Raw genomic sequence first — 19,001 nt, forward strand, 5'->3', positions numbered from 1 at the left:
CTCTCCACAAGGGCCGAGGCGGGAGGGCCCGGCGACGCTAGGCTGTCCGGCGATGAGCACGCGAACGCGGACCGGGTCGGCCCCGGCGGTCCCAGACCTCTCCGGGCGGGACCTCGCCCTCGACCTCGTGCGCGTCGCGTGCGTCGTGACGGTCGTCATCGTCCACCTCCTGATGGTCGCGGTGGCCGTCGAGCCGGACGGCACGATCGGCATCTCCCGAGCGCTCGAGCAGCAGTCGTGGTTCGACACGGGTACCTGGTTCGGCCAGATCATGCCGCTGTTCTTCATCGTTGGCGGCTTCGCGACGATCACCGGCTGGCGCAGCACCGTCCGACGTGGTGGCGGGACCAGCGACTTCCTCCGGTCCCGGGTGTTCCGACTCGCCCTGCCGACGATCCCGGTCCTGCTCTTCCTCGCCGCGGGGCTGTGGCTCGCCGGGGCGCTCGGTGTCGACCCGGCCATCATCGAGGCCGTCGCCGCAGGCGTCGGCTCCCCGCTCTGGTTCCTGGCCGCCTACCTGCTGTGCCAGGCGGTCGCCCCGTTCCTCGCCACCTGCCACGACCGCCACCCCGTCCTGACCTGTGCGGCACTGCTGGCCGGCGTGATCCTCGTCGACGTCGTCCGTTACTCGACCGGTCTCCTGGGCATCGGTCTCGTCAACCTGGTGTTCGTCTGGCCGCTGCTGCAGCAGTTCGGGTTCTTCCTGGCCGACGGACGTCTCCGCTCCGTTCCGCGCCTCGTCCTCGTGGCCGTGGTGCTCGTCTCCTACGGTGCGCTCGTGCCGATCACGACCTGGCTGCCGTACTCGACCAGCATGCTCGGCAACCTCAACCCACCGACCCTCCCCCTCGTCGTCCTCGGCGTCGGGCAGCTCGCCCTGCTCGCCCTGGCGCACCCGCTGCTCACGGCGATCATGCGGACCCGCGCCGCGCGAGCGGTCGTCTTCCTCATCGGGTCCCGGCTGATGACGGTGTACCTCTGGCATCTCCCCCTGATCATCGCGGTCGCCGGTCTCCAGCTCGCCCTCGGCATCCCCTTCGCGGAACCGCTGAGTGCGGCATGGTGGTGGACCCGACCGGTCGTACTGCTCGTCGTCGCGGTTCTGCTCGCGGGCGTCGGCACACTCCTCGGCCGTGTCGAGCACCCCCGCAAGCTGCGCCTCGACCCGGAGCGCAAGCCTGCACACGTCGCCGTGTGGATCGCGCTCGCGAGCGCCTTCATCATGCCCTTCGCGGAGATCTCCCACCCGCTCACCGCCGCGATGGCGGCTGCCGGCGCCGTCGGCTCGATCATCGCGGTCGTGCTCCTGAACCCGACCCGTCGGCCGGTCGAGCGCGTCGCGAGCGGATCAGACCAGGCCGTGGACCAGCGGCCGTAGCCATTCACGGAAGGCCTCCCGGTCGTCCCGGAGCGACTCACTGACCACGATCGTGTCGGGCGCGACCACCCAGGCCCCCGGTCGGTCGATCGGGAGCACCTCGAGGTCCAACCGGAACGAGCTGGATTGCCGGCGCAACTCGAACTGGCGCTCGCGGATGAGTTCGTAGACGTCGGTGAGGCGGCTCGGCGACCGGCCTGCGAGCGCACGCTCGTACTCCCGGATGCGAGCCGCCGCCCACCGGTGCGCCTCGTCGTACGCCCGGTAGGCGAGCTCCTGCAGGTCGAGGGCTCGATCGAACACCTCGAAGTGTGGTGGGCGGACCTCGGCCATGAAGAGGCGCGTGTCGCGACGGGCGATCCCGGTCCACCAGCCGTCGAACTGGACCGCGAGCGCGTCGAGGTCGAGGCCAGCGACGTCGACCCGCTCCAGCCCCGGCGTGACTGCCGGAAGCTGCGCGACGCATCGATCGCCGAGCCCCGCCATGTCGCGGAACGCGAGCGCCAGCATGAGGGCCATCGGAGCGTCTTCCGTGACCTGCCACCGCATGGTGCCTTCGACCAGCATGGCGGAAGTGTATGTCGGGCCAGCAGTCGGCACCAGGGCTTCCCCTGGCCGACGACATCGGGCCCGAGCCGCCGTCATCGACGGTGGCGCGGGCCCGAGGGTGCAGCGGTGACCGCTACTGCGAGGCGCGCTCCAGGACGAGTTCGCGCACACGCGCCGCGTCGGCCTGTCCGCGCATCGCCTTCATCACGGCGCCGATCACGGCGCCGGCGGCCTGGACCTTGCCGTCGCGGATCTTGGCGAGGACGTCCGGCTGAGCGGCCAGTGCCTCGTCGATGGCGGCGATCAGCGGACCGTCGTCGGACACGAGTGCGAGACCGCGAGCGTCGATGACCTCCTGAGGAGTGCCCTCCTCGTCGATGACGCCCTCGAGCACCTGGCGTGCGAGCTTGTCGTTGAGCGTTCCGGCCTCGACGAGCGCCGCGAGTGCCGCGACGTGCTCGGGTGACACGAGGCTCGTCGCCTCGACATCGCGCTGGTTCGCGATCCGCGAGATCTCGCCCGTCCACCACTTCCGTGCGGCGGCCGGAGCGGCGCCGGCCTCGACGGTGGCCGTGATCTCGTTCAGCAGACCACCGTTCACGACGTCCTGGAACTCCAGGTCGGTGAAGCCCCATTCGCTCTTCAGCCGACGACGACGGACGGCCGGCTGCTCGGGCAGTGCCGCTCGGAGTTCCTCGATGAGTTCGGGCGACGGCACGACCGGGAGCAGATCGGGCTCCGGGAAGTACCGGTAGTCGTCGGCGTCGCTCTTCGGCCGGCCGGCGGACGTCGCACCGGTGTCCTCGTGCCAGTGCCGCGTCTCCTGGACGATGGATCCGCCGTCCTTGAGGATCGCCGCCTGCCGCTGGATCTCGTAGCGGACGGCGCGCTCGACGGAACGCAGGGAGTTGACGTTCTTCGTCTCCGTGCGCGTACCGAGCTTCTCCTGTCCACGCGGGCGCAGCGAGATGTTGGCGTCGCAGCGGAGGTTCCCGCGCTCCATCTTCGCGTCGGAGATGCCGAGCGCCACGACGATGTCGCGGATCGCGGAGACGTACGCCTTCGCGATCTCGGGTGCCCGGTGCTCGGTGCCGTAGATCGGCTTGGTGACGATCTCGACGAGCGGCACACCCGCGCGGTTGTAGTCGACGAGCGAGTACTCGGCACCCTGGATACGGCCGGTGGAACCGCCGATGTGCGTGAGCTTGCCGGCGTCCTCCTCCATGTGCGCGCGCTCGATCGGCACCGTCACGATGATGCCGTCCGCCAGCTCGACCTCGACCGAGCCCTCGAAGGCGATCGGCTCGTCGAACTGCGAGATCTGGTAGTTCTTCGCGAGGTCGGGGTAGAAGTAGTTCTTCCGCGCGAAACGGCTCGAGGGTGCGATCGAGCAGCCGAGGGCGAGCCCGAGGCTGATCGAGTACCGCACCGCCTGCTCGTTCACGACCGGGAGCGACCCGGGCAGACCGAGGCAGACCGGCGAGATGTTCGTGTTCGGAGCGTCGCCGAAGCCGTTCGGCGCCGAGGAGAACATCTTCGTCTTGGTGTTCAGCTCGACGTGCACCTCGAAGCCGAGCACCGGCTCGTACAGTTCGAGGGCTTCTTCGTAGGAGAGGAGCTTGTCCTTGGCCATGGGTTACCGACCTCCGAGAGCGGGTGCCTGCGAGATGAGGGTGTGCCCCCACGTCGATTCGAGAAGCGCCTCGAGAGCGGCGCCGACCCGGTAGAGCCTGGCGTCCTCCCGTGCTGGCGCCATGAACTGGATGCCGACGGGCAGACCGTCTTCCGGGGCGAGCCCGATCGGCACGCTGATGCCGGGCACGCCGGCGAGGTTCGCCGGGATGGTGGTGACGTCGTTCAGGTACATCGCCAGCGGGTCGTCGATACGCTCGCCCAGCTTGAACGCCGTCGTCGGGGCGCTCGGGCTCACGAGGACGTCGACCTGGTCGAACGCCGCCGCAAAGTCGCGCTGGATGAGCGTCCGGACCTTCTGGGCACTGCCGTAGTAGGCATCGTAGTAGCCCGCGCTCAGCGCGTACGTGCCGAGGATGATCCGTCGCTTCACCTCGGGACCGAAACCGGCCTCGCGCGTCGCGGACATGACCTGCTCGACCGTGCCGCCACCCTCGGGCGTGACCCGCATGCCGAAGCGCACCGAGTCGAACTTCGCGAGGTTGCTCGACGCTTCGGCGGGGAGGATGAGGTAGTAGGCGGCGACGGCGTACTCGAAGTTCGGAGCGGAGACCTCGACGATCTCGGCACCGTTCGCCTCGAGTACCGCGAGCGCCTCCTGGAAGCGGCTCTTCACGCCGGCCTGGAAGCCCTCACCGTTGAGCTCGGTGACGACGCCGACCCGGAGGCCGCGCAGCACGTCGCCGCGCGCGCCCTCGCGGGCCGCAGCGGCCATCGACGGCCAGGCGTCGCGGAGCGAGGTGGAGTCGAGGGCGTCGTGCCCGGCGATGACGTCGTGGAGGAGGCCCGAGTCGAGGACCGTGCGGCTGACCGGCCCGACCTGGTCGAGCGAGGAGGCGAGCGCGATCGCCCCGTAGCGGCTGACCGCGCCGTAGGTCGGCTTCACGCCGACCGTGCCGGTCACGTGCGCCGGCTGGCGGATGGACCCGCCGGTGTCGCTGCCGAGGGCGATGGGCGCCTCGAACGCGGCGACCGCGGCAGCGGAGCCACCGCCGGAACCGCCGGGGATGCGGTCGAGATCCCACGGGTTGTGGGTCGGGCCGTACGCGGAGTGCTCCGTGCTCGAGCCCATGGCGAACTCGTCCATGTTCGTCTTGCCGAGCGGCACGAGACCGGCGGCACGCGACCGGGCGACGACGGTCGCGTCGAACGGTGACAGGTACCCCTCGAGGATCTTGCTCCCCGAGGTGGACGGCATGTCCGTCGTGACCAGCACGTCCTTGATGGCGAGCGGGACGCCCGCCAGCTCGCCGAGGTCCTCGCCCGCGGCACGGCGTGCGTCGATGTCGGCGGCGACGTCGAGTGCGTGGTCCGACACGTGGAGGAAGGCGTGAACGTCGCCGTCGACCTGCGCGATGCGGTCGAGGTGCGCCTGGGTGGCTTCGACGCTGGAGACCTCGCCAGCGCGCAGCTTGCTCGACAGCTCGGCTGCCGTGAGACCGATCAACCCGCTCACTGCTCCTCCCCCAGGATCGCCGAGACCTTGAAGCGACCGTCGGCCGATTCCGGCGCGTTCTGCAGCGCCTGCTCCCGCGTGAGCGTGTTGCCGACGACGTCGTCGCGGTACACGTTCTCGAGTGGGATCGGGTGGCTCGTCGCCGGGACGTCAGGCGTGGCCACCTGCTGCACCTTCTGGATGTTGTCCACGATGGAGTCGAGCTCCGTCGTGAGGTGGGCGATCTCGTCCTGGCTCAGGGCGATTCGAGCGAGGTTCGCGAGATGCGCGACCTGCTCGGTAGTGATTTCCGACATGCGTCTCCCGTACGTGTAGCGGTGGCGGTCGCTCCAGTCTATTCGCCAGGGACGTGGTCGTCCGTCGGGCTCCGCCCCTACAGTGGGACGGTGACCCAGAACGACTCGAGCAGCCGTCCCTATCCCCCGCACGAGCGTCCCTGGCTCGCGAGCTACGCCGCCGACGTGCCGGACGACATCCCTGAGCAGACCGGCAGCCTCGGCGATCTCGTCGAAGCCTCCGCCGCGAGCTACCCGGACGCCGTCGCGCTGGAGTTCTTCGGGTCGACCACCACCTACACGGAGCTCGAGGCGCTCATCGCCCGTGCCGCCGCCGGCCTGCGCGCACTCGGTGTCCGGGCGGGAGACCCCGTCGCCCTCATGCTCCCGAACTGCCCGCAGCACATCGTCGCGTTCTACGCGGTCCTCAGGCTGGGCGCCGTCGTCATCGAGCACAATCCGCTCTACACCCCCCAAGAGCTCCGCCACCAGTTCGAGGACCACCGCGCGACGTTCGCGATCGTCTGGGACAAGGTCGCCGAGCACCTGCAGGACTTCCCGGCCGACCTGGCGGTGCACTCGCTCGTGACGATCGACGTGACCCGGGCGATGCCGCTCCACATGCGCGCTGCTCTCCGTCTGCCCATCCCGAAGGCGAGAGCCTCACGGGCTCAGCTCACCGCGCCGGTCTCGGGCACCGTGCGGTGGGAGCAGCTCCTGACCTCGGGGCCGCTGCCCGCGAGCCACCCGAAGCCCGCGACCGACGCCCTCGCACTCATCCAGTACACGAGCGGGACGACGGGCTCGCCCAAGGGTGCCGCACTCACCCACGGCAACCTGCTCGCGAACGCGGCGCAGTCCCGCGCCTGGGTGCCCACGGTCAAGCGTGGGGAGGCCGTCGTCTACGCGGTGCTCCCGATGTTCCACGCCTACGGCCTGACGCTCTGCCTGACGTTCGCCATGAGCATGGGCTCGCGCCTCGTCCTCTTCCCGAAGTTCGACCCGGCGCTCGTCCTCAAGGTCATGAAGAAGCGACCGCCGACCTTCCTGCCCGCCGTCCCGCCCATCGCCGACCGTCTCCTGACCGCGGCGACCGAGCAGGGCGTGTCACTGCAGGGCACCGAGATCGCCATCTCTGGCGCGATGCCGCTGCCACACGACCTCGTCGTCCCGTTCGAAGCCGCGTCCGGCGGCTTCCTCGTCGAAGGCTACGGGCTGTCCGAGTGCTCCCCGGTCATCTCCGCGAACCCGGTCTCGACCGCACGGAAGCCCGGGACCATCGGCCTCCCGCTGCCGAGCACCGAGGTGCGCGTCGTGGATCCCGACGACCCGGAGACCGACCGGCCGGCCGGCGAGGCGGGCGAGTTGCTCGTCCGCGGCCCGCAGGTCTTCAACGGCTACTACAACAAGCCCGAGGAGACCGCCGCCGTCCTGCTCCCAGGCGGTTGGTTCCGCACCGGTGACATCGTGTCCATCGACGAGGAGGGGTTCATGACCGTCGTCGACCGGATCAAGGAGCTCATCATCACCGGCGGGTTCAACGTGTCGCCGAGCGAGGTCGAGCAGGTGCTCCGCGGGCACGTGTCGGTCGCTGACGCCGCCGTCGTCGGGCTCCCCGATCCCCACTCCGGCGAGCAGGTCGTCGCGGCCGTCGTCGCGGCTCCCGGTGCCACCGTGGATCCGGATGCCCTCCGAGCCTGGGCGCGGGAGATCCTCACCCCGTACAAGGTGCCGAAGCGGGTCGTCGTCGTCGACGAACTCCCCAAGTCGCTCATCGGCAAGGTGCTGCGGCGCCAGGTCCGCGACGAGCTGCTGCAGGCCGACCAGGGCTGAGGTCAGTCCGTCGGCACCTCGTCGGCGGACGCTGCACCCTCGGCCTCATCCGCGGCCGGGGCCTCCGGCTCGCCGAGCGCCGCCGGACCCTCGGAGACGAGCAGGGCGAACTGCTCTGCGTCGATGATCCGCAGACCGAGTGCTTCGGCCTTCGCGAGCTTCGACCCGGCACCCGGGCCGGCGGCGACGAAGTCGGTCTTCTTCGAGACGCTCGACGCAGCCTTCCCGCCCGCCTGCACGATCGCTTCCAGCGCACCCTCCCGGGTGAAGCCCTCGAGCGAACCGGTGGCGACGACGGTGACACCGGACAGCACACCACCGGCCGCGACCGCCGCACCAGGCCCCGGGTGTCCGGGTGTCGCCCACTGCACGCCCGCCGCAGTCCACTCCTCGACGATCTCGCGATGCCAGTCGACCTCGAACCAGGCGATGAGGGCGTCGGCGATGATCCCGCCGACGCCGTCGACCTCCGCGAGCTCGTCGCGGGTGGCCGCACGGATGGCGTCGAGCGAGCCGAAGTACTCCGCGAGTGACCGGGCGGCCACCGGGCCGACGTGGCGGATGTTCAGTGCCACGAGCAACCGCGCGAGCGGGCGGGTCTTCGCGCCGTCGAGGTTGGCGAGGAGTTCGATCGCGTTCTTGGACGGCACCGAGGACTCGTCGCCGTCGAACTCGTCCGCGGCCGGGTCGTGCACGCCGTCCTTCTTGGCGCGTCGGCGGCGGAAGGGCGTGACGCGCTTCTCGGATCCGTCCTCGTTGAGCTTGGGCAGCCCGGTCTCGTTGTCGCGGACGATCACCGTGACCGGGAAGATGTCGGCCATCGTGAGCGAGAAGAGCCCGGCCTCGGTCGTCAGCGGTGGTTCCGCGGGCTCCACCGGCTGGGTGAGAGCCGCTGCCGCCACCTCGCCGAGCGCCTCGACGTCGAGCGCGCCACGGGAGCCGATGTGCTCGACGCGTCCGCGCACCTGCGCCGGGCAGCTTCGCGCGTTCGGGCAGCGCAGGTCGATGTCGCCCTCCTTCGCGGGGGCGAGGGTGGTACCGCACTCGGGGCAGTGCTCGGGCATGACGAACTCGCGCTCCGAACCGTCGCGGAGCTCGACGACCGGGCCGAGGACCTCGGGGATGACGTCGCCGGCCTTCCGGAGGACGACGGTGTCGCCGATGAGCACCCCCTTCGCCTTCACGACGTCCTGGTTGTGCAGGGTCGCCTGACGCACCTCGCTGCCGGCGACGAGCACCTTCTCCATGACGGCGAACGGGGTGGCGCGACCGGTGCGCCCGACGCTCACGACGATGTCGAGGAGCTTCGTGTTCACCTGCTCGGGCGGGTACTTGTAGGCGATGGCCCATCGCGGAGCACGACTCGTCGCGCCGAGCTCGCCGTGGAGCGCGAGATCGTCGACCTTCACGACGACGCCGTCGATCTCGTGCTCGACGCTGTCGCGGTGGGCGCCGAAGTACTCGATGAACTCCGCCGCACCGGTCGCCTCGTCGTGGACCCGGTAGTGCGAGGAGGTCGGGAGCCCCCAGCTGTGCAGCAGCTCGTAGACCTGCGACTGCCGAGCGACGGGCGGCTGTTCCCACGCGCCGATGCCGTGGACGAGCATCTGCAGTCGGCCGAGCCGGTCGTGCATGAGTGCGAGCTGGGCCGGGTTCTTGCTCTCCGCCTTCTGGCGCAGGGAACCGCTCGCCGCGTTGCGCGGGTTGGCGAAGACCCGTTCACCGGCGGCCGCCTGGTTGGCGTTCAGTTCGCGGAAGGCCTCGACCGGGAAGAAGATCTCGCCCCGGACCTCGACGACCTCCGGGAACTCGACCTCGGGGTCGGACGACGTCAGGCGTTCGGGGATGGAACGGATGTACCGCACGTTCTCCGTGACGTCCTCGCCGACGACGCCGTCGCCGCGCGTGGCCGCGCTCACGAGGCGGCCGCGCTCGTACCGGAGGTTGATGGCGAGGCCGTCGATCTTCAGTTCGCAGAGGTACTGGACGGACCCTCCGGCGTCGCGCTCGACCTTGGCGGCCCAGGCGAGGAACTCCTCGATCGAGAAGACGTTGTCGAGGCTGAGCATGCGCTCGAGGTGGGTGACCGGGGCGAACAGCGTGGTCTCGGCACGCCCGCCGACGGTCTGGGTGGGGCTGTCCTGGCTCTGCAGCTCGGGGAAGAGACGCTCGAGCTCCTCGAGCCGACGGAGCATCGCGTCGTACTCCTCGTCGGAGGCGAGCGACTCGTCGCGCTCGTAGTACGCGTCGCGAAGCTCGAGGATGCGCGAGGTGAGTTCCTCGGCCTCGGTCGATGCCTGCTGGAGGGTCTGTCCGGTGCTGTTCGCCACGGCGTCCAGTCTACGAGCGGCGTCCGACACCGGCGGGCGCTTGACACCCGGCACGTCCTCCCAGATGTGCGCAACCGGGTCGGGGCGGGTCTCATCGAGGAGTAGGGTGTCGCAGTGCCGCAGGAACCATGCGCGCGGAATCGGAGGAACCATGTCCCAGTCCAGCAGTCCGGGAACGGGGGCGGCTCCTACCAGCAAGCAGCTGACCGCGCGCGTCATCGGCATCTCCGTCTCGGCCGCGGTCGGTGGCTTCCTCTTCGGGTTCGACTCCTCCGTGGTGAACGGCGCGGTCGACGCGATGCAGGACCACTTCGCGCTCAGTGAGGCGCTCATCGGCTTCGCGGTCGCGTCAGCGCTGCTCGGTTGCGCGCTCGGCGCCTACCTCGCGGGCCGGATCGCCGACAGCCGCGGCCGCATCTTCACGATGCTGCTCGGTGCAGGCCTGTTCTTCATCTCCTCCTTCGGAGCCGGCTTCGCCTTCTCCCCCTGGGACCTCGTGATCTGGCGCATCGTCGGCGGGCTCGGTATCGGCATCGCCTCGGTCGTGGCTCCGGCGTACATCGCCGAGATCGCGCCGAGCGCCATCCGCGGCCGTCTCGCCTCGCTGCAGCAGCTCGCCATCACGCTCGGCATCTTCGCCGCGCTCCTGTCCGACTCCGTCCTGGCGGGCGCCGCCGGCGGCGCCTCGAACCCGCTGTGGTTCGGCGTCGAGGCCTGGCGCTGGATGTTCATCGCCTGCGCGCTCCCGGCCGTGGTCTACGGCGTGCTCGCGATGCGGCTCCCCGAGTCGCCCCGGTTCCTCGTCCGCAAGGGCAAGTCGGACGAGGCCCGTCGGATCTTCGCGACCGTCTGGCCGCAGGAGGAGGTGGATCGCGCCGTCAAGCTCGCCGAGCAGGCGGTGAAGGACGATGAGCAGCAGAAGAAGGCGACCCTCTGGGGCGGACGCTTCGGGCTCCTGCCGATCGTCTGGATCGGCATCATCCTGTCGATCTTCCAGCAGTTCGTCGGCATCAACGTGATCTTCTACTACTCGACGACGCTGTGGAAGGCCGTCGGGTTCCAGGAGTCCGACTCGCTCCTCATCTCGGTCATCACCTCGGTGACGAACGTCGCGGTCACCGTCGTCGCCATCCTGCTCGTGGACCGCATCGGTCGACGGCCGATCCTCCTCGCGGGTTCCATCGGTATGACGGTCTCGCTCGGCGCGATGGCGATCGCGTTCACGCAGTCGGTCACCGACAGCGCCGGCGAGGTCTCGCTGCCCCAGCCCTGGGGCACGATCGCCCTCGTGGCCGCCAACGTGTTCGTCGTCGCGTTCGGCGCGTCGTGGGGACCGCTCGTCTGGGTGCTCCTCGGCGAGATCTTCCCGAACCGCCTGCGCGCGAAGGCGCTCGGTGTCGCGGCGATGGCGCAGTGGATCGCGAACTTCCTCATCACGGTCAGCTTCCCGGCCCTCGCCGCGTTCTCCCTGCCGGTGACCTACGGCATGTACGCGCTGTTCGCGCTCCTCTCGTTCGTCTTCGTCCTCGCGAAGATCCCTGAGACGAACGGCCTGACGCTCGAGGAGGCGGAGACCCTCTTCGTCAAGAAGCCCAAGAAGTCCAAGGCGGGCGCACAGACCCGATCCTGACGACCGACGCGGAACGCCCGACGAGCCTGCTGGCTCGTCGGGCGTTCCGTCTTTGCGGCGTCCTCAGGCGGAGGCGGCGGCTCCGACGGGCACCGCACTGACGGTGCGGTCGATCGTGAACTGGCCGAGGACGCGCGTCCCGCTGTACAGCACGGCGGTCTGTCCGGGAGCGACGCCGTCGAGCGGCGTCTCCGGGTGGACGACGAGCTCGCCGTCGACGAGCGTCAGCGCGGCGGGAACCGGGTCGGCATGCGCACGGATCTGGACGTCGCACGGGATCGGTGCGACACCGACCTCCGGAGCCCTCCCAGCCCAGGTGAAGCGCGAACCGGCGATCTCGCCGATGGCGAGCGCCTCCTTCGGCCCGACGACGACCGTGTTGTCCTTCGGGCGCACCTCGAGGACGAAGCGCGGACGTCCATCCGGCGCCGGCACGCCGAGGTGCAGACCCTTGCGCTGGCCGACGGTGAAGGCGTGGGCGCCCTCGTGCGAACCGACGACGGCTCCGTCTCGGTCGAGGACCTGGCCGGTCTCGGTGCCGACCCGCTCCCCCAGCCAGCCCTTCGTATCGCCGTCGGGGATGAAGCAGATGTCGTGGCTGTCGGGCTTGTTCGCCACCGTGAAGCCGCGCTCCGCGGCCTCGGCTCGGACCTCGGCCTTCGACGGTGTCGCGCCGAGCGGGAACATCGAGTGCGCGAGCTGTTCGGCGGTGAGCACGCCCAGGACGTACGACTGGTCCTTGGCCCAGGCACTCGCGCGGTGCAGCTCACGATCGCCCTCGGGGCTCGTGACGATCGTGGCGTAGTGACCGGTCACGACCGCGTCGAACCCGAGGTCGAGCGCCTTCTCGAGCAACGCCGCGAACTTGATCTTCTCGTTGCAACGCATGCACGGGTTCGGGGTCCGGCCGGCGCGGTACTCGGCGATGAAGTCGTCCACCACGTCGAGCTTGAAGCGCTCCGAGAAGTCCCACACGTAGTACGGGATGCCGATCAGGTTCGCCGCACGCTGGGCGTCCATCGAGTCCTCGATGGTGCAGCACCCGCGACTGCCGGTCCGGAGCGTGCCCGGCATCCGGCTGAGCGCCAGGTGGACGCCGACCACCTCATGGCCTGCGTCGACGGCGCGTGCCGCTGCCACGGCGGAGTCGACTCCGCCACTCATCGCTGCCAGAACTTTCACCGGGCAAGTCTACGCGCCAGCCGCTGGACGGCCACCCGCAAGCGGTGACGGGACGGCTGCTCAGGGACGAGCGCCCAGCGCCGTGTCGCGGTCGGCGGAACCGGCCCGACTCGCCTGTGCGTACGCGCGCGGCAGGGCCTGGAGGAAGTCATCGACGTCCGTCTCGGTCGTCGTCCGGCCCAGCGTGATCCGGAGGACCGATCGGGCCTCCGTCTCCGGGCGTCCCATCGCGAGCAGGACATGCGACGGTTCCGGGACGCCGGCCTGGCAGGCGGAACCCGTCGAGACCGCCACCCCTGCGAGGTCGAGGAGGAAGAGCATCGAGTCTCCCTGTGCGCCGGGGAACACGAAGTTCGCGTTCGACGCGAGTCGCTCGCTGGGATCACCCGTCAGCTCGGCCTCCGGAACGGTCGCCCGCACGCCGGCCACGAGTCGGTCGCGCAAGGTGCCGAGACGCTCCTGCTCCGCGGTCCGCTCGAGCGCCATGAGCTCCGCGGCGACGGCGAACCCGACGGCTGCCGCGACGTCCTGCGTGCCGGAGCGGAGTCCGCGCTGCTGTCCGCCACCGTGCTGCAACGGCTCCACCACGGCTGGGCGGCTCACGACCAGGGCTCCGATCCCCACGGGACCACCGATCTTGTGCGCGGAGACGCTGAGCGCGACGAGACCACTGGCACCGACCGATCCGGATGCGGCGCGAAGGTCGGCGAGGTCGATGGGGAGGTGTCCGTAGGCCGAGACCGCGTCCAGGTGGAACGGCACCTCGGCCGCTGCGGCGAGCGCCGCCAGCCGGACGACGGGCTGGATGGTGCCGACCTCGTTGTTCGCCCAGAGCGTCGTCGCCACGGCGATGTCCGGGCCGTGGTCGGCGAACTGCTCCGCCGCCGTGTCGAGTGAGACCCGGCCGAGGTCGTCGAGCGGGATCCAGAGCGGGGACGCACCCTCGTGGCGCTCGAGCCATTCGACGGTGTCCAGCGTGGCGTGGTGCTCCCCCGCGGGTGCGAGCACGGCGGCGCGGCGTCGATCCTGCTGGCGGTGCCAGTAGAGACCCTTCAGGGCGAGGTTGATGGACTCCGTGCCGCCGGAGGTGAAGACGAGCTCGATGGGGTCGCACCCAAGGGTCGCCGCGACCCGCTCACGTGCCTCTTCGAGGAGGCGGCGGGCCTGTTGCCCGGGGCCGTGGATGGAGGCCGGGTTGCCGACGGTCGCCATGGCGGACGCGTAGGCCTCGATCACCTCGGATCGCACCGGGGTCGTCGCGGCGTGGTCCAGGTACACCACCATGCCGCTCCTCCCCTCGCCGCGGTGTCCGCGGATCTTCGCGCACTCCCGCACTCACTACTGTAGAACCCATGAACGCTGGTGACCCCTTCCATGATCTCGGCGTCCGCCTCGGCCCGTCCGGTGGTGAGCTCCGTGTGTGGTCCGAGCATGCGGATGCCCTCGAACTCGTGATCTTCGACGACAAGGATCTGAACTGGATCACCCACTCGGTCGAGATGACCCGCGACGACGACGGGGTCTGGAGTGGGAGTTCCGAGGAGCTGGTACTCGGGCGACGCTATGCGGTCCGCGCCTCCGGGCCGTCCTCGCCGAACAACGCCTTCGACCCGAGCCTGCTGCTGCTCGACCCCTACGCCCGCGGGCTCGCCCGCGTGTCGGCCGAGCAGTGGCGTTCCGTCGTCGTCGACGACGCGTTCGACTGGGGCGGTGTGCAGAAACCCCGTGTCCCGCTCGACCGGACCGTCGTGTACGAGGCGCACGTCAAGGGGCTGAGCAAGCTGCACCCCGACGTGCCGGAGGAGCTGCGGGGCACGTACGCGGGCCTCGCCCACCCCGCGATGATCGCGCATCTGCACGATCTCGGGGTGACGAGCGTCGAACTGCTGCCGGTGCACGCGTTCACCTCCGAGCAGCGTCTCATCAAGCAGGGCCTCGTCAACTACTGGGGCTACAACACCCTGAACTTCTTCAGTCCACAGGCCTCCTACGCGACGAAGACGGCGCAGGCGGGTGGCGCGGACGAAGTCCTCCGCGAGTTCAAGGGCATGGTGAAGCTGCTGCACGAGGCCGGCCTCGAGGTCATCCTCGACGTCGTCTACAACCACACCGCCGAGGAGGGGCCCGGCGGCCCCCGCACGAGCTTCCGCGGCATCGACAACGCGACCTACTACCGTCAGGACGCCACCGGCGCCTACATCGACGTGACGGGCTGCGGCAACACCGTGGACTTCGGCCACCCGGTCCCCCAACAGCTCGTGCTCGACTCGTTGCGGTACTGGGCTGACGAAGTGCAGATCGACGGCTTCCGGTTCGACCTCGCTGCGACGCTCGGTCGGAACGAGGCGGTCGAGTTCACGCCCGACCACCCCCTGCTCGAGGCGATCGTCCACGACCCGTCGCTCGTCGACGCGAAGATGATCGCCGAGCCCTGGGACGTCGGGATGGGCGGCTGGCAGACGGGGAACTTCCCCGCCGGTTGGCACGAGTGGAACGACCGGTACCGGGATCGCGTCCGCAACTTCTGGCTCTCCGACATCGACTACGCGAGACGGGCGGACGCCCCGGTCGGGATCGGTGGGTTCGCGACCCGTCTGGCCGGATCGAGCAACACCTTCTCCGCTGAGCGCGGTCCGCTGGCCTCCGTCAACTTCATCACGGCCCACGACGGGTTCACCCTGGCCGACCTCGTCTCGTACGACGTCAAGCACAACGTCGGGAACGGCGAGTCCAACCGCGACGGCACGGACAACAACCGTTCCTTCAACCACGGTGCCGAGGGCCCGACGGACGACCCCGCGATCCTCGCCGCTCGTCGCAAGGCGATGCGGAACCTGCTCGGCACGCTCCTGCTGTCGGCGGGTGTCCCGATGCTCACGGCGGGCGACGAGTTCGGGCGGAGTCAGCGCGGCAACAACAACGCCTACTGTCACGACTCCGAGCTGACGTGGGTCGGATGGACGAGGGAGCCCTGGCAGGACCAGTTGCTCGCGCACAGCCGCCGGCTCCTCGAACTGCGCCGCGAACACCCCGCCCTCCGACCGGAGCACTTCGCCGCCGCCGGGACGACGGTGCCCGGCGCGAGCGTCATGGACTGGTTCGACGCCTCGGGCGCGACCATGAGCACCGAGGACTGGACGAGTCCCCGGAACCGGACACTGCAGTTCTTCTCGACCAGCACGCCGGAGTCCGAGGAGCTCGACCGCGTGCTGCTCATCGTGCACGGCGTCGAGCAGCCGGTCGACGTCACCCTGCCCGAGCACGAGGGCGTGACCGCGTTCGTGCGCATCTGGAACTCCGCGGACGATGCACCGACGTCCGAGGAGGAGCAGTTCGTCCCCGGCCAGACGGTCCCGGTCTCGGCGACGTCGATGCAGCTCTTCCGAGCCGTCTGACGATGGCGAAACGCAGGGCCGAGGGAGGCGTCACCCCGGCGACGGTGACGTTGACCTCGCTGGGCATCCCCTTCACCCCGCGCTCCTACCGTCACGACCCGTCGGTGACGGCCTTCGGTCTCGAAGCCGCCGCGGCGCTCGGAGTCGACCCGCCCAGGGTGTTCAAGACCCTGCTGGCGGAGGTGGACGGGTCGCTCGTCGTCGCGATCGTCCCGGTCGCCGACCAACTCGACCTCAAGGCGCTCGCGGCGGCCCTCGACGGGAAGCGGGCGACGATGGCGGATCCTGCCGTCGCCGAGCGGAAGACGGGCTACGTGGTCGGCGGCATCAGCCCGATCGGGCAGCGCACCACGCTCCCGACGGTGCTCGACGAGAGCGCCTTCGAGCACGAGACGGTGTTGGTCTCGGGCGGTCGGCGCGGGTTCGACCTCGAACTCGCCCCGTCCGACCTCGGAACGGCCGTCGCCGCCGTCGTCGCGCGGATCGCCAGATAGTCGGATCCCTCGACGCACCGGCCCGAGGGTCGCACCGGCGCGTCGGAGGAGATCGCCCTACTGGTCCGCCACGGCGACGAGCCCGAGTTCCGCGGGGGTGAGGAGCAGCTCGTGTCTCGGCACGATGCGCACCGTGTACCCGAACCCGCCGGCCCGATCGAGGGGAAGCGTCCCGGCGTACTCGAGTGTGTGCTCCGGCCGACTCGTCGACGGGGACTGCTGCTGCTCGAGCGGCTGCGTCCGGATGTCGAGCAGTTCACCTCCGGCACCGGGTACCCCGCAGACCACCTCGACGGTCACGTCCTCGGGTGACAGCGATCCAAGCTGGACGTAGGCGCGCAGCCGCAGCACGTCACCGACCTGCGGGACCGCGTCGACACCGCCGCTCTCGACATGGGCGACCGCCAGCTGCGGCCAGGCCTCGCGCACCCGCTGCTTGTAGGCCGCCAGCTCGCGCGCCCGCTGCTGATCGGACGCGTTCAGCTCGCGCTCCATCGCCGCCGCCGGGAGGTACATGCGCTCCGTGTACTCGCGGACCATGCGGTCGGCGCTGAGCGGTTCGGACAGCGTCGAGATCGTGTGTCGCACCATCTGCATCCAGCGCTGCGGCAGCCCGTCGTCCTCGCGCTCGTAGAACCGCGGTACCAGCTGGTGCTCGAGGATCTCGTACAGCGCCGTGGCCTCGAGGGCGTCGCGTTCCTCGTCGTCCGCCGCCCCGTCCGCCGACGGGATGACCCAACCGTTCTCGCCGTCCGCGTACTCGTTCCACCATCCGTCGAGGATCGACAGGTTCAGTGCTCCGTTGAGTGCGGCCTTCATGCCGGACGTCCCGCAGGCCTCGAGCGGACGCAACGGGTTGTTCAACCACACGTCACAGCCGGGGTAGAGCGTCTTGGCCATCCCGATGCCGTAGTCCGGCAGGAAGACGATGCGCGATCGGAGGTCGGGATCCTGGGCGAACTGCACGAGGCGCTGGATGAGCCGCTTGCCGTCGTCGTCCGCCGGGTGTGCCTTCCCCGCGACGACGATCTGGACGGGCCGTTCGGGGTGGAGCAGGATCGCGCGCAGTCGGTCGGGATCGCGCAGCATGAGGGTGAGCCGCTTGTAGCTCGGCACACGCCGGGCGAACCCGATCGTCAACACCTCGGGGTCGAGCAGTTCGTCGATCCAGGACGGGAGCACCGCTTGCGGGTTCTGGGTCCGATACCCATCGGCGATCCGGCGTCGCACGTCGGCGACGAGGCGCTCCCGCATCCCGTGCTTCCGCGACCAGAGCTCGGCGTCCGAGAGCGACGGATCGGACCAGTCCGCCCGACTCGTGTCGGTCGTCCCCCACCGGTCCACGGCGAGGTCGACGAGCGACGGATCCGTCCAGCTCGGGGCGTGGACACCGTTCGTGATCGACGTGATCGGCACGTCCGAGACGTCGAAGCCGGGCCAGAGCCCTCGGAACATCGCCCGGCTCACCTCGCCGTGCAACCGACTGACGCCGTTCGCGCGCTGCGCCAGACGCAGGCCCATGATCGCCAGGTTGAACACGTCGGCCGAGCCGCCGTTCGCCGTCTCGTCGCCGAGTGCGAGGACGTCCGGTGCGGCGACGCCCGGGAGCAGGTCACCGCTGAAGTAGCGCGTGATCGCCTCGCGGTCGAACCGGTCGATCCCGGCTGGAACGGGGGTGTGCGTCGTGAAGACGGTCCCGCCGCGCACGAGCTGCAGCGCCTCGTCGAAGGAGAGTCCGTTCCCGACGAGGTCGCTGATCCGCTCGAGCCCCAGGAAACCGGCGTGGCCTTCGTTGGAGTGGTAGACCTGCGGCAGCGCGTGGTCCGTGAGCTCGCTCCACTGCTTGATCGCTCGGACGCCGCCGATGCCGAGGAGGAGTTCCTGCAGGAGTCGATGCTCGCCACCCCCGCCGTACAACCGGTCCGTCACGCCGCGCAGGTCGGCGACGTTCTCCGGGATGTCCGTGTCGAGCAGCAGCAGTGGCACCCGACCGACCTCGGCGATCCAGACCCGTGCCGACAGGCTCCGGTCGTCGGGGAGCGCCAGGGTGACGGTGACCGGTGTCCCGTCCGGTTCCCGGAGCACGGTGACCGGGAGTCCGTCAGGGTCCTGCACGGGATAGGACTCCTGCTGCCAGCCGTCGTTCGTGATCGACTGCGCGAAGTATCCGGAGCGGTACAGGAGACCCACGCCGACGAGCGGCACCCCGAGGTCGGAGGCGCTCTTGAGGTGGTCGCCGGCGAGGATGCCGAGTCCGCCCGAGTACTGCGGCAGGGCCGCGGCGATTCCGAATTCGGGCGAGAAGTAGGCGATCGTCTGTGGTTTCGGGTCCGGGAGGCCCTGGTACCACCGCGGCTCCTGCAGGTACCGGCGGAGGTCGGCGTGCAAGGCGTCGGCCCGGCCGACGAAGTCCGCATCGGCGGCGAGTTCCGCCAGTCGCTCCGGTGTCACGAGTCCGAGGCCGCTGATCGGATCGTGGTCGGACTCGCGCCAGACGTCCGGTGCGATCTCGTCGAACAGGCGCTGCGTCGGCTCGTGCCACGACCACCGCAGGTTCGCAGCGAGGGCGGTGAGCGAGGTCAGGGACTCGGGGATGAGCGCGCGGACGGTAAACCTGCGGATAGCCTTCACGCGCTCACTCTATGGCAACCGCGGAACGCACCCGAACGCTCATCGGGCGGCCACCCGGGACACGGCAGCGCCCAAGGCCTTAGCATGACGCGCGACACCCCGCGCGCCCCTTCATCGGTGGTCGTTTCGCGGTACGGTCGGACCAGTGGCACCGAA

The 19,001-nt window shown here is 70.0% G+C and carries 13 protein-coding genes; 5 read left to right on the forward strand and 8 right to left on the reverse strand.

Annotated features, from left to right (window positions below; genetic code table 11):
* The first annotated feature begins 52 nt into the window (after window positions 1-52).
* The gene (locus tag ACQG07_RS01175) at window positions 53-1,378 is read left to right on the forward strand and encodes an acyltransferase family protein (protein WP_426736931.1); all 1,326 of its coding nucleotides are present in this window, start codon (window positions 53-55) and stop codon (window positions 1,376-1,378) included.
* Here ACQG07_RS01175 and ACQG07_RS01180 read toward each other — a convergent pair.
* From ACQG07_RS01180 to gatC, 4 genes are all read right to left on the reverse strand, one after another.
* Window positions 1,349-1,945: a hypothetical protein gene (locus ACQG07_RS01180; protein WP_426736932.1), complete on the reverse strand. Its 597-nt coding sequence runs from the start codon at window positions 1,943-1,945 to the stop codon at window positions 1,349-1,351. The genes ACQG07_RS01175 and ACQG07_RS01180 overlap by 30 nt on opposite strands.
* Window positions 1,946-2,060: 115 nt before the next feature.
* Window positions 2,061-3,560: an Asp-tRNA(Asn)/Glu-tRNA(Gln) amidotransferase subunit GatB gene (gatB, locus tag ACQG07_RS01185; RefSeq protein ID WP_426736933.1), complete on the reverse strand. Its 1,500-nt coding sequence runs from the start codon at window positions 3,558-3,560 to the stop codon at window positions 2,061-2,063.
* Window positions 3,561-3,563: 3 nt separating this feature from the next.
* A complete protein-coding gene (gene gatA / locus ACQG07_RS01190; protein ID WP_064295121.1) occupies window positions 3,564-5,075 on the reverse strand; it encodes an Asp-tRNA(Asn)/Glu-tRNA(Gln) amidotransferase subunit GatA in 1,512 nt (503 codons plus the stop codon).
* Window positions 5,072-5,371 carry an Asp-tRNA(Asn)/Glu-tRNA(Gln) amidotransferase subunit GatC gene (gene gatC, locus ACQG07_RS01195; RefSeq protein WP_064295120.1) on the reverse strand — a complete coding sequence of 100 codons (300 nt, stop codon included), beginning with the start codon at window positions 5,369-5,371 and terminating at the stop codon, window positions 5,072-5,074. The genes gatA and gatC overlap by 4 nt, the downstream gene beginning before the upstream one ends.
* A 90-nt stretch (window positions 5,372-5,461) precedes the next feature.
* Between gatC and ACQG07_RS01200 the strand changes: the two genes are divergently transcribed.
* Window positions 5,462-7,183: a long-chain-fatty-acid--CoA ligase gene (locus ACQG07_RS01200; protein WP_426736935.1), complete on the forward strand. Its 1,722-nt coding sequence runs from the start codon at window positions 5,462-5,464 to the stop codon at window positions 7,181-7,183.
* A gap of 2 nt (window positions 7,184-7,185) precedes the next feature.
* On the opposite strand, the gene ligA is transcribed toward ACQG07_RS01200, so the two are convergent.
* Window positions 7,186-9,513, reverse strand: a complete 2,328-nt coding sequence (gene ligA / locus ACQG07_RS01205; protein WP_274499771.1) for an NAD-dependent DNA ligase LigA — start codon at window positions 9,511-9,513, stop codon at window positions 7,186-7,188.
* 151 nt (window positions 9,514-9,664) lie between these two features.
* Here ligA and ACQG07_RS01210 point away from each other — a divergent pair, with 151 nt between their 5' ends.
* Entirely contained in the window at window positions 9,665-11,143 is a 1,479-nt protein-coding gene (locus ACQG07_RS01210) for a sugar porter family MFS transporter (protein WP_079705678.1), read from the forward strand.
* 63 nt (window positions 11,144-11,206) lie between these two features.
* On the opposite strand, the gene mnmA is transcribed toward ACQG07_RS01210, so the two are convergent.
* On the reverse strand, window positions 11,207-12,325 hold the full coding sequence (gene mnmA / locus ACQG07_RS01215; RefSeq protein WP_229938575.1) for a tRNA 2-thiouridine(34) synthase MnmA: 1,119 nt from the start codon (window positions 12,323-12,325) through the stop codon (window positions 11,207-11,209).
* 60 nt (window positions 12,326-12,385) lie between these two features.
* Window positions 12,386-13,609: a cysteine desulfurase family protein gene (locus ACQG07_RS01220; protein ID WP_426736936.1), complete on the reverse strand. Its 1,224-nt coding sequence runs from the start codon at window positions 13,607-13,609 to the stop codon at window positions 12,386-12,388.
* A gap of 68 nt (window positions 13,610-13,677) precedes the next feature.
* Here ACQG07_RS01220 and glgX point away from each other — a divergent pair, with 68 nt between their 5' ends.
* Both glgX and ybaK read left to right on the forward strand, forming a co-directional pair.
* Complete coding sequence (glgX, locus tag ACQG07_RS01225) at window positions 13,678-15,720, forward strand: glycogen debranching protein GlgX (protein WP_274499767.1); 2,043 nt, start codon at window positions 13,678-13,680, stop codon at window positions 15,718-15,720.
* Window positions 15,721-15,722: 2 nt separating this feature from the next.
* Window positions 15,723-16,214 (forward strand): Cys-tRNA(Pro) deacylase, encoded by a 492-nt coding sequence (gene ybaK / locus ACQG07_RS01230; RefSeq protein WP_426736937.1) that lies wholly within the window; start codon window positions 15,723-15,725, stop codon window positions 16,212-16,214.
* 57 nt (window positions 16,215-16,271) lie between these two features.
* Here ybaK and glgP read toward each other — a convergent pair whose 3' ends face one another.
* Window positions 16,272-18,845, reverse strand: coding sequence for an alpha-glucan family phosphorylase (gene glgP / locus ACQG07_RS01235; RefSeq protein WP_426736938.1), 2,574 nt, complete (start codon window positions 18,843-18,845; stop codon window positions 16,272-16,274).
* Between the last annotated feature and the right edge of the window lie 156 nt (window positions 18,846-19,001).

Source organism: Plantibacter sp. 2H11-2, assembly GCF_050031945.1.
Lineage (GTDB): Bacteria > Actinomycetota > Actinomycetes > Actinomycetales > Microbacteriaceae > Plantibacter > Plantibacter auratus.